Genomic DNA, 16,784 nt, shown 5'->3' with positions numbered 1-16,784 from the left:
ATTTTTATTGAACCAGTTTCATCGGGCCTTTCAATCTTATCTGGAAATTGAATTTGCAAGCAATCTCAATTCTGAATCAATGCCCCGAGATTAGCATTGAGTCTCTATTGCATCGAATCCAGCATCTTTTAGTACAGCCTCAAGCGTCTTGTCATTTACATCGAGCAAGGCATATAGAAGTTTCTCATCCGTGCCCGTCGCTACTTCCAGTGTTACATTGGACAGAAAATCAGCTAAGCTATGCAGGTGGTGAGGGTGATAGTATATTCCATAAAGTAGCAAGGCTCCAGTAGGTATCTTCATATTGTCGGTATGAGTTGCTGCGGGATTTTTACGCAACCAAATGCATGCCTGTAGCACGCCTTCCTGCGAGGCGGTGTATACCTGTTCACCCAACTCTAACCTATGCATGGCAGCTTCTAGGAATTCCCATTTTGTAGGACCTTTTCCATTAAACTCGTAGTTCAATAAGTCATGGAGGGAGTTTTGCTTAATGAAACAAGCAGGCTTTGCAGTGATGTGCCTGACGTTGAAAGTGTAAAGCTTTTGCTGCCTTTTTGGTAAGTAATTCCTCACTCTATCGGCTAGCAGAGAGCCCAATCCCTTTTCCTTTATTAAGTAGAGCTTCTTCTTCAGCAACAATTCAAGGGTCATAGGCCTGATACCTGACCGCATTAAATAGTCATATATGGACTTGCGTATCCATCTCTTATAATAGTACAGTTTACTTTTGGTGGTAACAAGCACATGCACCACATCATGTTCTGTAGCTAATCTATCCTTGTAACTGTCTCCACCGGGCGTTAAGTCAAAGTACTCGTAACCTTGCCCGGCTAATTGCTGGCTAAGCAATAGAAAATGCACAAATCCGGGTGAGTAGCTGGCATAATGTGGAGAATGGAAATTGATACCACCTAGATGCGCTCTGTTTTTGCCTATGAGCGCAGCTACAGACGCAACTATGCCCTGAGCATTTCTTAGTACTGTTAAATGCAGTAATTTTTGTCTGTATAAGGCCAAGAGAAACGCAGCATTTTGTGCGTCATTTCTGAATGGATATTTATTGAACATGGCTCCCTGTCGGAAGTCATAGTTTGCGGCAATCTCATCTAATAAGGACGCGAAATCAGTATCATTTAAGATTTGCTCAAAGTTGCTTTTGTCCTTTAACCGGCTTATTCTTTTGCGATCTCTCCTGGATATGCTAAAATCCTTAAATACCACCAAAGGACGTTTAAAAGATTGTAAGACACATTTGGATTTCCAGGAAGGGTTATCGTTGATCCAGTCTAAAGGTGTGTTAGGAGGAAGGTGCCTGAGCATGAGCTCATTGTTCGGAAATCTTTTGCGAAGTTCAGTGAGGGCGCCTAAAATAAATTGATCGCCGTCGGATTCGTCTGCCAACCAGGTTTGGTAATCTGCTTCGTGGTGACCCGCTCCTACGATAAAATGTTTTTTTCCCTTTCTTTTTGATTTGGGCAAAGCCAGAGATATTAACCCGGTAAGGTTGCTGTTGGATTCAGACATGATCATAACCGGTAAATAGGCGTCTTGATATAGGTTATACCAGGTTGAAACAAATGCCGGGCTTTGAAACACTGTACTCCATGGGCACGATTGATAGAGGTGGTCCCATTTTTCCAGGAAGTCTTGACTACATAAACAAGTTAGCACATCACTTCCGGTTAATAATTTCAGTGTTCCTATTGATTCCTCCTCGCAAATTTGAGCGAATGGAGAGTCCAGTGTCATGTCTTGATTCATCAATCAGAGGAGCTTGGGTGCAATTTATTTTTAAATAAATCCTAACCCATGTTTATACGAATTATATTGTAAATAAATTATATTAATTGATAAAATTTTCATAAAAAATTAATTCATATTTTATAGATATAATGTAATCAATATTTAATTATAAAAAGCGCCTATGGGTTGATGCAAAAGCCTCCTAAATACTGAACTGAAGCATTATTCAAGTACTGAAATTGCGGGTTCGGGCGATAAGAAAATCAAGATCTATATAACACTGGATGTACAGACCTTGGTAACTTATCTGGAGTTATGCGTTCTGTATTATTTTATTATTTAAATGAATTAAATAGTAGACTAGTTCTTGGGTGATGCGTTCATTGCATAGCTATACACTTTATATAGGTATATCGGTTTTTTAATATATGACGCCATGCACCTTTTTAACTAACCATAAACATGGTATTATATGAAATTGCTTTAATCCTTAAAAATTAAGGCAATTGGGATATGAAAATTTAAGTTAGAACCGCTGCAAGATCTTGTCAAAGGTTGAATTGCTTACTAGTATAAATTCAATAATCCATGCGTTCACTCGCAGAATATATACATTCCCTACCTAATTTAAATCACTGACCTGCCAATCTCATACATTCCCCTACTATTTAGCCTAGTTTCCTAAGAATAAGTAAAAATCTAAATCTTTACTTCTTGATTTAAGTATATTAAATATAAGTTAGATATTATAGGATATTTTTAAAAATTAAAGCTGTGCTAAAATTTTTAAAATGACTGCTATTTGAAGAGGCTGTTTGAAAGATTATAATTAAATCTAAATGTATGATAAAAGTATACTGTTAATTTATGTAATGACCTAACCGTTCCATCAATTTTGCCTACTGATTAAAATAAGATAACCCTCTTAAATTAATCTAGTGTTGAGAATTTATTGGCCTGCCGTGTGTCTTAGTGGGCATTGAGATTGGTGGAGCTTTGTACATATATTGACTTTATAAGTATTCTGGTCGAAACATTTAGTAATTGATCTTAAAAACTCTGAAGAGAATGTGAGTGTTAATTAAATTGAGAAGTTATGATCAAATCTAGACAAACAATTTCCCCAGTATATTTCGGAGGGGACATGCTAACGCTTTTCCTTTCCGTTCTTGTTTCGATTCTTTTCTTCAGTGATGGTAAGTATTTAAAACTTGAATGGTTAATATTAGCTGGGTTTGTATTGGTTTGGATTCTGTTGGGTTACTGGAGAAACATTTACGACGAACGCCTGAGTAGAGCTAACATTAGAATGTTCTACTACATTAAGTTGTACTTCATTCTATTGGGATTAGTGTTGCTGTTTTTTTCAATTTATACCTTCTCAGAGACAAGTAAGAATGTCGTCATTGCTTTTGTCATATCTCTGCCTGTCATCGGTATACCTGTAAACTTCCTTTTGAAAAACGTAAGTCATGCAAGCCTGCTAAAATCTAAACCAAAATACACATTGGTGGCGGGCGTGGGCAATTTGGCGAAGAATATTGAGAGAAATTTATACAAGCAACAAAAGTCTGGCTATTACATAAAAGGATTTGTAAAATGTAAAAAAGAGCAATGTATTGTAGCTCAGGACAAAATAGTAGGTGATTTAAACAATATAGATTCCTATTTAAAGGATAACCAGGTAGATGAGATTGTAATAGCTATACCTATAAAACCATCAAAAAAAATCAAGAGTATATTGTCCGCCGCTGATTACCATGGTGTAAGAGTGAAATATATACCTGATTATCAGGAACTGTTAGGAGATAAGTATAAAATAACCAGGTATGGCCAGATCGAAGCAGTTAATGTACGGCAGTTTCCTTTGGATGACACTTTTGCGGCTTTCATAAAAAACTGTTTTGATAAGGTCTTTTCCTTCTTGGTTTTAGTATTGCTTTCCCCTTTATTCTTAGTACTTGCAGTACTGATTAAACTAGACTCACCCGGCCCTATTTTCTACTGTCCTATAAGAATAGGAAAGCGGGGAAGGCCATTTAAAGTCTTCAAGTTCAGGAGCATGAAAGAGAATGATTCTCCTAATGGAGGAGCCTTATCGACCGCTAAAAACGATCAGAGAATAACAAAACTCGGTAAGATATTGAGAAAGTATAGTTTGGATGAGTTACCCCAGTTCATGAACGTGTTGCTTGGTGATATGAGCGTGGTAGGCCCAAGACCCCACAGAAGCTTCCTGAATCAACAGTTTCAGCAAAGCGAAGACAAGTATATGCTGCGACATTACTTTAAGCCAGGCATAACCGGTTGGGCGCAAATCAATGGTTGGAGAGGACCTACAGAAACTAAAGAGCAAAAAAGCCAGCGCACAAAACATGATTTATGGTATGTTGAAAACTGGTCTTTGTGGCTTGATTTTAAGATTGTGTATTTAACCATATTTGGTCGTAATACTCATAAAAGTGCCTTTTAGGCAGGTTAAAAAAAAGAAAGGTTGGGTAGGATCCTTACCTTTCTTTTTTTAAATCGGAAAGGTAAGTTTAGGCATACTTTAACACTTCACGAACCATAAACTGCGTGGTATCCTCACATTCTGAGAGCAATCTTTCCCTTAAGGTCGCATATTTTTGATTTCCGTTTTTCTCCTGAATTATTTCCAAGGCCCGATCGATAGCTTTTTCTTGATCTGCCTCTCCCGATCTGAAATTATTTACTAAACCATATTTCTGCTCCTGTTGGTCTAAGTAACCAAGGTTATTGCCGTTGATAAATATTGACGGGGTACCGAGAACAGCGGCTTCAGAGGCCATGGTGCCGCTCTCGCCAAATAAAAGGGAGGCATAGTATATCACGTCGTGTATCTTATCAAAGGGTATGTTAATTCGATAGCTTTCTAAATCCGATGGTAAGTGCCCTTCTGACGAAATGAACACCTTTGCATGTTTAGCGAGCTCCAGTACTGCTTTCCTTTTGTTCGTAAGGGACACACCCGAATGTCCGAAGTCGTGTACAGCTGCCCAGGAGACGAAGCGTACAACGACAAACTTCTCACCTTCTTTCACACCCAAAGTTTCCAATACCGCCGGATCTGGCGTGAAATATTTGGGGTGGAGGTAGGCCAATTCCATGTAACTGTTGAAACGGCATTGTTTAGGGCCTATATCTTTGTTGTAACAGCCCGGCGTATAAACGGTGGTAGCAAAGGGGACTGTTAATTTATGATGCAGGCTAGCGTGTTCGGTATCGCTGAAGACTAAAGATGGTTTGCCCAAAAGTTTTGCTACCTGAGATGGGTATGGGTGTAGAAAATTTAAGTATAAATCTGGCTTTACATCCAGCGAAATCTGCATGAGTTTAAAATCCGCATAGGCCAGATAAATAAACTTTCCTACTTTACCATCCCTCCCTTTTCCTCTGTTGATATAAGGTATGTTATATAAACGTAACAGCTTGTGTGCCATTTCCTTATTTCGCGAAACTATAGTAATGCTATGTCCACCGTCTTTCATTATTTTATAAAAATTTCTAAAATAATGTACATGGGCCGGGTGATTGATATCGATCAGGATTCTCATTTTTCGATTGTTTTGGGAAGAAGGGTTAAGGAGGGGGGACAGCTTTTAAATGTTCAGTTTAAGCTAGCTTATAATCATCATTCTGATAAACTTAGACGACTGGCTTTTTTGTGAGAAACTGCCTGGGTGGAATCGTAAATGTCAATGAGTTTGTTTGCCACATCCTCCGCACTGAGACCAAGCTCATTTATTCTGTTTATTCCATTTGTCCTACCTGAGTCTCGGGAGAAGGCAATAGCCGATTTCAATTTTGCAGCGAATTCCTCAGGATTGAAATCCGATAAATGACATCCATCGGTATCTCCGATCACCCATTTGATATCTCCTACATCTGTCGCCACAATAGGGCAGTTACATGCCATTGCCTCCTTTACCACGTTAGGAGAGCCTTCCATAAGAGATGGGACGACGAGCACATTAACCGAATTCAGATAGCTGGGAATATCCGCATGGTCTAATGGGTAAGGATTGATCAGCTCAACATCCGGCATGTTCAACAATGCGACAGCCTCTCTGGCCAAGGTGTAGTTTTTTATCGGTTTGTCTCGGTTTCCCAGAAATAAAATATAGATTTTGTCGGCGTGCAACCCTAGTTCTTGTCTGAAGTCGTTAGTTGTTGGACGGAACAAATTGGTATTGACCCCATTGGGTAGTATGGTTGACTTGCGCTTTAAGTAAACATGTTTTTCAATATTCTCAGACTTGGAAATTATAGCTGTAACAAAAGGCTGGATAAGGTAAGTCAAAAGTTGATAGAACTTGCTTTTAATACTCTGTGCTATATTTTCAGTTATTTGGCCATACGCATCTGAACCCATTAATGAAATCACGACTGGCGTATTTCTTGCACCAATGACGGCAGCCCAACCTGACAAGGTATAGTGAGCATGAATAACGTCATATTGTTTTAATTTCAAGACTTTACGGAGATTTAAGCCCGCTTTGATATACCCTGTAAAGCCTTTGCCTTTCAAAGGGAAATAGTCAACTTCTATACCTGCCGCTTTCAGTGATTCACCCTGAGATTTTATAAACGGAACAATAGGGAAGATTACAGAATTGCCACTACACACGAAGAGAACTTTCATAAGCTAAATATTAAAGTTGCATACTATATTTATGATGATCGCATTTATGAGGAAGGTAGTATTGTAATTGAGCGCTTTTAGATACCATCTTAATAAATCTCCATCAATTGGGTTGGCTTTTTTTGTTTAAACTGCTTTAATTCAAGAACTTCCTCATAAGCTTTTTCAAATGCTTTTCCCATTTTCTCTAGGGTGAAAGAGTTTTGAATGATAGTTTCGCTTGCCTTTCCGAATGAATTCCGCTTCACCTCATCATCGACCAACTCAATTACTATATTTCCCAGTTCTGGTACTGTAATGCGATCTATCAAGTACCCGTTTTTGTTGTTGTGGACAATCTCCCTTGTGCCACCAGCATCATTTGCTATCACCGGTTTAGAAAGCGCCATGTACTCCATAATTGCATTAGATATGCCCTCTCCATGTATGGTCTTGTTAGAAAACAAAACCCCGATGGTGCAGGCATTGACCAGTGCTTCCACATCATTGATATTTCCGGGGATTATAAACTTCGGGTTACTTTTGGTCAGCTCGATCAGTCTATTGTATTCAGAGTCATCTCGGATATACCAACCTACTCCGATAAAGCTTATATCATCTCTTTTGCTGGTCACGTAGCGGGCAACTTCGGAGAATAACCTGTAGTCTTTATTTGGTGAGATCGATGCCACCATCACAACTGCATAAGGTGTCTCGATTTTATATTTAGCCCTAATGTTTGTGGGGTTAGGCAAATTGCTGAATCTATCCAGGTTAATTCCATTGTAAATCACTTTCGATTTCTCGAGTGGAGGGGTATAGGCTTTAATGCCCGCTTCCGAATTAGATAAGATGATCTTGGAGTATCTGAAATTCAACCGGTCTATCAAACTGTTTACAGACAGTTTGTTCAGCTTAGGAGGAGCAGAGGTGATCTGGCTATTGACTATTGGAATTTTAAGCCTGATAGAGGACGGTAGTGCATAGAATGTCTGGTTTCTACCCCAGGTATGAATCAAATCAGGTCTGAATTTTTTAGTTATTCGATAAAATTCAGGTATAACCGTGATGTCGTATTTGCGCCATCGTTTTTGAATTATCTTATAAGGAATATTTAAATTCAGAAATTGGTTGTAATGGATTTCGCTTAAGGTTAAGACTACAAATATCTCATAACGGCCACTGTTGCTTAAATAAGTCAAAAGCTCTACCAGTCTTCTTTCTTTTCCGCCTGAACGTAAACTACCTATAAAAAAAAGTACGCGAATTTTATTCTTGTTCAGCATTATCCCTATCTATTATATGCTTAAAATAATCACCCAAAAGCCACAGGATTAAGTAATCAGAAACGGTTGTCTTCTTTGGAAAGTGAGTAGATTAATAGCGCTACACTTTTCCGACCCATACAAACTGCTTCTTAATTTACATTCAGAATATTAGTCAAGTCTTGGGTCAACTGCCTGTAATCATGATTTTGGAATACATGTTTATAAGCATTAGACGACATGATCTGGTAGTCATCAGCCTGTAGTGAGCAGTACTGAGTATGTAAATCGTGTGCGTCTTTGTAGACTATACCTAAATTGTTCTTTGTAATTATCGAATCAGGATTGACCAGATCGCTTGAAAGAATAGGAGTGCCAACAGCCATTGCTTCAAGAAAGGTATTGCTGAAACCTTCATAATGTGACGTATTCAGCAAAAACTTAGCATCAGCTAAAAAGGGGAGTACTTGCTGGCGCGTTAAGAAACCGATGAGTTTTACGTTTGGCAACTCTTGTAGCTCGTTGAGATAATAGAGCGTTTCCTCATCAATCTTGGGGATAGCTTTACCTGCAACTACAAATTGCTCGTTGTGCATTAAAGAGGCAATTTGATATAGGAGTTTAAGATTCTTTTGGTACTGAAACAAGCCTAACCACGCAATGTATGACCTTGAGCCGATTGAGTTCAAATCCGTCGATGACTTTAATATAATAGGATTAGAAATTTTAAGATTTGTTTTATCTGGAAATTTCTTGGCGATCAATTTTAATTGATAATCATTTTGGCAAAGTATGTAGTCCGATAGTTTGAAGCCAAAATCCTGGAATAGCCTGTGGGATTTAGAGTATTTTAGAAAAAAGCGATCATCTATCAAAAAGTCATTCGAAACTCGCTGAATGAATTTAATATTAAGTATGTGACAGATGACACCCAGTAAAAAAGAGTGCCAGCTGGGTATGCCTTTGTAGATGTAGTCCGGTTTGTGCTTTTTAAGCGCCCCGTAGATAAAGGGTAAGCGGTAATAAACCCATCTGATCCAACGTATACCTTTCGATGGATTGTAATCAGGTATGATTTTAATGTCCTGGCAGTCTTTCTTGATCAGTTCCCGGTCGACTGGCTCTGTCATAAGGTATACCTCGTGGCCTGCAGCCAAAAGGCCTCTGATCCAACCATAGGCCTGTATAGCAGCGCCGCCAGATGGTTTCTCGTCCTGTAATAGTATATTTATAATCTTATCATCATAAAATAAAAATTTGGCCATCATTATGGGGGATTAAAGTATAGGATGATGAAAACAGAACTAAATGTACTGAAGTAATATTTACTTTAATTATTTACGCAAATTTATAGGTGTTTGGTTATAATTAATTGGACAAAATTTGCAATATAGATTATTTCAAGGCTAGTTTTCTAAAGTAGTTAGGTGCTAAAGCCGGATATTCCTCTTGAGAAAGAATTGTGCTGGAAGGTTCATCTTTTTGGGTGAGCGGCAGTGCCAGTATCATAAAAAGGAACATCATGCTTTCGGAACTGGTGTAGCGGCCTGTAATGGTATACACAACGAAAGCAGCTGCACAATATAATATGATCAAATTATCTGATCCGCTTCTTGCATAACGAAATGCCTGTTTGAAGGAGGTAAACACCATTAACAGATACAATAATAGACCTATTATACCTGTTGAATGGACAATACTGGTGAGGTCTGAATGCAGCGTTCTCTCGTCTAAAATACCTTTGCCATAATTCCCACCACTGTTTAGCAATTCATATCCAAACCATGGATTATAATCGTTATAAACGAACAGATCCTGGTAAATAATGTCATACTCAAGAAACCGGGTCTCCTCGCTTAACTCCCGCTCTGCCAGTTTTCGTTGCTCATATCTTTCGATAAACACATCCAAAAAATTTGTATTTAATAGTACCACGAAGCTGATTACAGCTGTTAGTCCCCCAAATAATACCAAGTTTTTTATATTCTTCTTAAACATGAAGATGAAAAGTATAACTGCTATACCTAACAAACTCATGCCCATGACAGAGCGCCGGAAAGAAAGCATGATAAAGGCAAGGGAGACAATAAATGCCAGGAAATAAATTGGCTTCTTTTGGTTGATCACATATAACAAGATAATAAAAAGAGCAAAAGCCAGTATGTTGAAGTCCGTGGCATATAGGTTGCCGAATAATATACCTGAGCTTATGCCATACATCAACTTGGGTGAATATCCATAGAATGAGGACACGAGCACGTTAAGTATAAAAAGCGCCAAAATTATAAAAGCCGAAAAGGCTAATTCTTCCAATACTTCATCCCTCGAGAATTTTTTATAAATAGAATGGATAAGCGGTATTGTAAGAAAAAGCCATATAACAGAAAACAAGCCGGGTCTGATTGTTTCCAGATCGGTTGATCGAGTAAGCAGAATACTGTAAAGAACGATAAGTAAAAGCGAGAAGATGTTTTCCTTGAAAAAGGTTGGATTATTGTAAATGAAATAGATAATGAAAAGAGATATCATGGCATAATATGCCGATGCGGGTGCTATGGGAGTAGCAACAACCCTAGAAAAGATAAAGACTGGAACATAAACAATGGCCAACTCTTTCTTGTAGAGCAGGACATAAATAGCGAAAACAAACGTAAATAATTCAACGGTAAGGAAAAAAAGGTTCATGATCGTACTGTTTATAATTCGTTAAGGAATTTGAGTATACGCTGCACATTGTCTTCCAATTTCTTGGTGCCGTCTACCCGAAAGACCAAGGTATCCTGCTCTATCAATTTATTTGTGATTAAATCGAGCGTGAACTTCCAGTTGCTTATATCTTCCAATAGTTCGTGATCACTTTTGCCCAGATGAGAAGCTATTACTTTATCTCTAATCCTAAGCCGCTCTTTTATTATTAATTCATCAGTAGCTTCTATGTAAATGGTGGCGTGGGGGAGAGGAGCAAGGGATAGGTAGTCTTCCAGCAGTTCAGAAAAATCTGAAACCTGGTCTTTCACCAGAAATGATTTCTGAAGAAAACCCTCGTCAATCACGCAATACCTCCCATTCATTTTTTCCTTTATTGCCTGGTATCTGCAGAAATCTGCAAACAGAAAATAGGCAGATCTATAACGTTGGTCTAAGTGCCCATTTATGCGACTGGATTTGTTGTTTAAGATACGCCAACACAAGTCAGCAAATTGTGAGTGGGTATTTATGAAACGCAAACCGAAATCAACTGGAATACTTTTAGCTCTTTTTTTCTTAGTCAAGATGCGGTAATTAAACTCAACCCATTTGGTGAAGTTACTTATGCTGGGCTTTGGGGATGCCAATAGTGCGTCTTGGTATATCCAGGTTTGATCAGGCTGCCAGCTTTCACAAAGCATTTTGTAGAGCGTTGATTTTCCAACTCCCGGTGGTCCTATTATCTCAATGATTCTATTTGTGGCGTTTGGTAAAGTCATAGTATCTTCCAAATCTCCTGCTTCACATTAGAAAGAACTTGATCATAAGGCTTATTAGCGTCTATGTTGATGACTGTTGTATTCTCAAAAGTTATCTGATCGATTATGCTGCATTTTTTTCGGATGCTTTCACTATCATGTTCCGGTTTTCTGGCAGCCGCCACTTCCGGAGACACCTGTAACCTGATCACAATATCCGGTTCTACTTCAGCAACTTTATAAAAAAGGCTCATTTCCGATTTTGCCCACCAATTGTCGCCTTGCTGCTGGAGACCAGGCCCGTCGTTAATGCCTGAAATCGTTTTCTGAGGGAAGCGATCGCAAATAATAACGCTACCCGCCAAACTCATTTTTTTTGCTTTACGCAAGGCGCTTAATTTTTCCTTGATGAGAAAAATATGGTAAAGCTTGCCAAGCTTCCGTCTCATGAACTTGGAAAATCTGTTGTCGGAAAACAGCAGACCAGATTTGGAAAGCACCGTTTTTTTATAACTCCGGATATGGGGGTTTTTGCCCATATAAAAATAGTGCGTGTCTATTTTGTAGGTGAGCCACTCCAGAAGATCGTGGCTTAAAGTGCTTTTTCCGGAGCCATCGCTGCCTATCAACGCAATTACTTTTCCACCACCCTGCAATGTCTTGCCAAGTCTTCTGGGGCCAAAAAACCTTATTGATTTTTTTTGGGCTTTGATATTCAACTTAAAGTAAGAGGATCTAAGAAGGGACAGCGACCAAGGTAGCCGAAAGAATGGTGTCAGCTGCTCATAAAAAGCCTGAGCAACTTTAAGAATTGAACCGGAGTCCTGATCGGTTAATATGGAGGTATAGGTTGCTTTAAAATTATTGGGGGTTTTGAGTTTAAGCTCAGCACACAAACTCTCAAAATCTTCGAAGGAAGATTTTCGAAGTAGGGTTATCAGTTCCTCTTTGATGTAGGGGGGAATGGAGGGAACGCTTTTGATTCTTTCGGCAGGGGGCATTTTAGCCCATATCCTCACAAACAAAATGATCGCTTCCAGCTCTGGCTTAGGTATAGGCCATCCGGTTTTCTCATCTGTTACAACGTGGTCAAAAAATATGTCTAACCAAGGCAGGTATAGATGCTTGACATGTTGAATGCCGGTTACCAATGCGTAATGCGTATGTAAGTGCAGTAGGCAACCTGTCTCTTGATCTAGCCCTATCCAATCATCCACATTCGGGTAAGTGCTCCAGGGCTGGCTCACCAGCCTCTTGTAGCCTAAGTCTTGCATACTCGATTCAAATCTTGAACGATTTTCAGGTTTGATCAGAATGTCCAGGTCAGTCTTTCCAGCCAATGACTTCAACAGGTGACTGTTACTCTTCCAATGCGCAAACGATATGTTAGCGTTTTTGAGTTCCTCCAGCAGTCTCACAGATTCCTTTGAAATGGCGTACTCTTGCATAAGAATTCAATTAAATATGGATATCCAATCCCCCTGGGGTAAATTGTGTTGATTACCTGAATTTCGAACCAACTACATCGTCCAAAAGCTAAGCAGTTTCGGACCGCAGACCCGATCTTAAAATATTGTCAGCTTTGATGCCTCCTGTAGAAAGCTTTGAACTTTGGCATCTATACTCAGTAAGCTATTTTTATACTCTTCTCTAGCGGTTTCTACAATATCATAATAGGTCCCCAAGCTGTCGGTAACGGATTCAATCGTCTCCAGCAGGTTCTCGCCATTCCAATCAATGGGGAGATAAGTTTTGGAACTCAGATATATATTAGGCCAGGTTTCCAACATGTCCATATTGGGTTTTATAAGTAAAGCACCATTCAATACTGCTTCGAAATCACGAAAGCACACTTCTCCCCACCCAAATGGACTAAGAACGGAAGCAACACCTTTGATCTCAGCATTATAGGCTTTTTGGTTTATTTTTCCGGATATGACTTTTTTATTTATTTTGCATTTGTTTAACAAGAGCTGTCTTTGGTAGGCAATGGTGTTAGGCAGTCCTTTGTACCCGAACCTGGCATGCACCAATTTTAGTTTGCTTGCATAATTAATGGGTTTATTCAATTCATTAATCATTTTATTGTAATTGAATTGGTACCAAGGCTTCAGTAATTTGGGGAAATTGTATGTAGTAAACCCCCTCGCAATCTTTATGATATTTTGATTCGGCATTGGATACACCCCACAACCTAGATTCCAAGATACCCTCAGTTTATTTAGTACGGTAGGGTCAGAAGGCGCTGATCTTATTTTGATCTTTTCATCTGTTACACCAAAATTTGTATTATAATAATCCGTAAAAAGTTGACTCCCATACATGGGTTTGAGGTAATTCTCCTTATTGATTAACAATTTGCCCTTGTAGTACAGATCAACCAAATCCATGTATTCATAATGCAAACTATCACTGCCGGCACCATCATCCAGCATAATCACCCTATCAAATCTCTTTTTAAAGCTTTTGATGAAGTCTCTTTTTTTTTCGACATCATCTTTGAATGATTGATTTCCTTTGAAGGCGCGCACCAGAATGACACATTCTCCCTCTATTTGCATCACCTCTTTAGAGTCCAAATGCATGAATTCTAGAAAGGAGCTGTATTTTGAAATAATCAATGGAAAAAGCGTATACAGCGATTCAATTTTTGAATTAGAATGTATGACGTAAATTTTATTCTTTTTCATAGTGATTATATTTTGTAGACAGACAGCTTTTGATTTACTACAACTGTATCAAATAATCTGATTGAGATGGCCAATACCAGTATGCATGATCAAAAATTTCGAATCATATAATTGGAGCGTGACATGAAGCTGGTAATTTGCTTCGTGATTAATCCTTTTTAAATAGTTTAATAGCAGAAATTGCTTCCCAGGCCTCCGCTCTGTTTTTAGGCACGAGGCCCAGAAACCAAAACAATAGTCCGGTGGAAAGCACTGAAATGGCACCAACCACTATCAGGTAGATCCAGCTGTTGATATCGATCGATTGACTTAAGTAGGCTGCGGTTAAAAAAAACAGGGCACAAACGACAACCGGTTGTATTTTATGTCTTACAAATACACTTGATTTATCTTTCATGCTTTCTTTCAGAATCAAAGGATAGCCTATTGTTAAAACAAACCTGCCTACCAAAATACTAAAGCACAATCCTACAATGAAGTACTTCTCGACAAGGAACCATGCCAGCACAATAGTTAACATGGAGGCAAGAGAAGAGAATAAAACCTTCTTCCTCATATCGAGGGTTACGTTTATGATGATGCTGTCAATTTGGAAGAACACCACCTGAATGGAAACGAATATGATGAGCAAGTTCTCAAACGTGCCCGCATAGTGTTCTTCTCCTACCCATAGACTGATAAACGATCGGTTTAAGAGCAAAATAGTAAACCCCAGGCTTGATGCGAGTAGCCAATTCAGGGACAGGATGATGCGCCTGGCTTTATGCACCTTGTCAAATTCCTGTTTTCCGAATAGGCTGCCAATACCCGGAATTATGCCGTTCACAATGGCGTTAATCAAGCCTTGCAAAGCATAGGATGTAAACATGGTGATGGCATATTTAGTAACAAACACTGGCCCTACCAGGTAACCGAGAATAATCTTGTCGCTGCTTAGGAGGAACATCTTGGAGCCGGTAAAAGCCATAAACCACCCACTTAACTTGCCGTAAGAAACCACGCTTTTTAAGTTAGTGCTTCCAAAGCCAAACCAGCCAATGTTCTGTTTTACGATGTAGTAAAATGTCGCCCCAGTGATCAAGGCAGTAATAACTTCTATGCTCGATAACCCGATTAAGCCGTAGCCCTGTGTAATAGCGAACACTTTTAACCCACCAGCCAGTGCAACAATCCCGGCTCTGAACCCCATCCGCTTAAAGCCAAGGTTCATGCCCCGCAGCACCGATTCAAAGAGGTTGAAGACTTTGTTTATTACCAGAGATGTCACCAACAATGAGCAGGCAATCCGTATCAAATCGTAATGGGCCGGGTCAGCCTGTGTGATGAATGGGGCGTACCAGACAATGATACCGCCAACTATCAGTACGAGTGGTAAAATAAGCACCGTGACAACCAGTGCCGTGGTAACATCACTTTTTAGCTCTTCGTCGCTGGCGACATCCCTTTTGTTGGCTATGGACCACTTCAGAACCTGAGTTGCTCTGGTGTCTGCCATACCTGCGTAGCCTGTCATTTGGCTAAGCATTTGCCAGATACCGTACATAGAGCTTCCCAAGCCATTGACAATGAAGGGGCTCACTATAAAACCGGTGATTTGCGCTCCTGCGTAGTCTATTATACTGGTAATAGAATTGAGGTAGGCGCGTTGCTTTAAGTTTTCCTGCTTAGGGGCGGTCGGTATTTTGACTACGTTTTCGCTCAAGGGTATGTAGGCTTAATTTATTCGTAGATAATGGGAATGTTCTTCCTCTGTGATGTTACCGTAAACTGACACGAAACCTAGAAAACACAAAAGAAGCCTGATCGAGAAGACCAAAACGGGCAGTTCACGGATGGTGCGATGACTAGGCGCTGTACCGATGTTGTTCCATACCGGTTTCCATCATACCCCTCATCGAATAATAACTCTTATACCAATCGATAAAGCTTCTCAGGCCGAATTGAATAGTAGTATTGGGTCTATAATTGAAATTATTGATAAGGTCGTCCACATTGGCCCAAGTAGCGGTAACATCCCCAGGTTGCATGTCTTTCATTTCCAGAATAGCTTTTTGTCCTAGGCACTTCTCAATTTCGTGGATAAAGCTCATTAGACTTACCGGTGTGTTGTTGCCGATGTTGTAGATACAGTATGGGGCGGTTGAGCGAGAAGGATCCGGGTTTTTGCTGTTCCACCCTGCACACGGCTCAGCCGGCTTATCCATTACATTGACAATGCCATTCACAATATCATCGATATAGGTGAAGTCCCTTTTCATTTTGCCGTGATTGAAAACCGAGATAGGTTTTTTATTGGAGATGGCTTCTGCAAACAGGAAGTATGCCATGTCAGGTCGCCCCCACGGACCATAAACCGTGAAAAAGCGCAATCCGGATGTGGGAATTCTGTAGAGGTGGCTGTAGGTATGGGCCATAAGCTCGTTTGCCTTTTTACTGGCGGCGTACAGCGACACAGGGTGGTCTACATTATGCTTGACAGCAAATGGCATGGTCTCGTTCAAGCCATACACACTCGACGAGCTGGCATACACCAGGTGCTTAATCTTGTTGTGCCGACCGGCCTCCAAAATATTTAGAAAACTTATGAGATTGGACTGGGCGTAGGCATCAGGATTCGTGATGGAGTAGCGAACCCCTGCTTGGGCGGCTAAGTGCATGATCACATCGAACTTTTCCTTTTGGCAAAGCGACATCAAGGCACTTTTATCTTCCAGGTTCATTTTTATGAATCTATACCTGGAGTGCTTATAGCTGGTGACTTCCTTGTTCCAGTCAATCAGATCCTCCGGTATACCACTTTCAGCCAGGCGGTCCAATTTCAATCTGATGTCGTAATAATCATTTATATTGTCTACGCCTACTACTTCATCGCCTCTGCTAAGCAGTTTCTCCGCTAAATGAAACCCTACAAATCCTGCTGTACCTGTAACTAAAACCTTCATGCGCATATGTAATTATTGGTTAATTGAATAAAGACAATCAATCGACTTAATTA

General features: G+C 39.7%; 12 protein-coding genes. 1 reads left to right on the top strand and 11 read right to left on the bottom strand.

The window, feature by feature from the left end:
- Window positions 1-90: 90 nt before the first annotated feature.
- Window positions 91-1,764, bottom strand: coding sequence for a GNAT family N-acetyltransferase (locus H9Q13_RS11115; RefSeq protein ID WP_191183867.1), 1,674 nt, complete (start codon window positions 1,762-1,764; stop codon window positions 91-93).
- A gap of 1,078 nt (window positions 1,765-2,842) precedes the next feature.
- Here H9Q13_RS11115 and H9Q13_RS11110 point away from each other — a divergent pair.
- Window positions 2,843-4,219 carry an undecaprenyl-phosphate glucose phosphotransferase gene (locus H9Q13_RS11110; protein WP_191183866.1) on the top strand — a complete coding sequence of 459 codons (1,377 nt, stop codon included), beginning with the start codon at window positions 2,843-2,845 and terminating at the stop codon, window positions 4,217-4,219.
- A gap of 67 nt (window positions 4,220-4,286) precedes the next feature.
- Here the strand turns inward: H9Q13_RS11110 and H9Q13_RS11105 are convergent, their stop codons facing one another.
- The 10 genes from H9Q13_RS11105 to H9Q13_RS11060 all read right to left on the bottom strand — a co-directional run bounded on the left by H9Q13_RS11105 (window position 4,287) and on the right by H9Q13_RS11060 (window position 16,731).
- Window positions 4,287-5,321 carry a DUF354 domain-containing protein gene (locus tag H9Q13_RS11105; RefSeq protein ID WP_191183865.1) on the bottom strand — a complete coding sequence of 345 codons (1,035 nt, stop codon included), beginning with the start codon at window positions 5,319-5,321 and terminating at the stop codon, window positions 4,287-4,289.
- A 77-nt stretch (window positions 5,322-5,398) separates the two neighbouring features.
- Complete coding sequence (locus tag H9Q13_RS11100; protein WP_191183864.1) at window positions 5,399-6,409, bottom strand: glycosyltransferase; 1,011 nt, start codon at window positions 6,407-6,409, stop codon at window positions 5,399-5,401.
- 89 nt (window positions 6,410-6,498) lie between these two features.
- Entirely contained in the window at window positions 6,499-7,674 is a 1,176-nt protein-coding gene (locus H9Q13_RS11095; protein ID WP_191183863.1) for a glycosyltransferase family 4 protein, read from the bottom strand.
- 131 nt (window positions 7,675-7,805) lie between these two features.
- Complete coding sequence (locus H9Q13_RS11090; RefSeq protein WP_224744232.1) at window positions 7,806-8,921, bottom strand: glycosyltransferase family 4 protein; 1,116 nt, start codon at window positions 8,919-8,921, stop codon at window positions 7,806-7,808.
- Between the two features lie 127 nt (window positions 8,922-9,048).
- Complete coding sequence (locus tag H9Q13_RS11085; RefSeq protein WP_191183862.1) at window positions 9,049-10,338, bottom strand: O-antigen ligase family protein; 1,290 nt, start codon at window positions 10,336-10,338, stop codon at window positions 9,049-9,051.
- 11 nt (window positions 10,339-10,349) lie between these two features.
- Window positions 10,350-11,132, bottom strand: coding sequence for an ATP-binding protein (locus H9Q13_RS11080; protein WP_191183861.1), 783 nt, complete (start codon window positions 11,130-11,132; stop codon window positions 10,350-10,352).
- Window positions 11,117-12,547, bottom strand: coding sequence for a hypothetical protein (locus H9Q13_RS11075; protein ID WP_191183860.1), 1,431 nt, complete (start codon window positions 12,545-12,547; stop codon window positions 11,117-11,119). Before H9Q13_RS11075 ends, H9Q13_RS11080 begins: the two co-directional genes overlap by 16 nt.
- A gap of 117 nt (window positions 12,548-12,664) precedes the next feature.
- On the bottom strand, window positions 12,665-13,789 hold the full coding sequence (locus H9Q13_RS11070) for a hypothetical protein (protein WP_191183859.1): 1,125 nt from the start codon (window positions 13,787-13,789) through the stop codon (window positions 12,665-12,667).
- Between the two features lie 148 nt (window positions 13,790-13,937).
- Complete coding sequence (locus H9Q13_RS11065) at window positions 13,938-15,491, bottom strand: lipopolysaccharide biosynthesis protein (protein ID WP_224744231.1); 1,554 nt, start codon at window positions 15,489-15,491, stop codon at window positions 13,938-13,940.
- Window positions 15,492-15,633: 142 nt separating this feature from the next.
- Complete coding sequence (locus H9Q13_RS11060) at window positions 15,634-16,731, bottom strand: NAD-dependent epimerase (protein ID WP_317173895.1); 1,098 nt, start codon at window positions 16,729-16,731, stop codon at window positions 15,634-15,636.
- Window positions 16,732-16,784 lie beyond the last annotated feature (53 nt).

Source organism: Pontibacter aquaedesilientis, assembly GCF_014773225.1.
In the GTDB taxonomy this organism is placed as follows: Bacteria; Bacteroidota; Bacteroidia; order Cytophagales; family Hymenobacteraceae; genus Pontibacter; species Pontibacter aquaedesilientis.
Note: the sequence above shows the minus strand (reverse complement) of the source record. Positions and strands in the feature narration are given on the sequence as shown.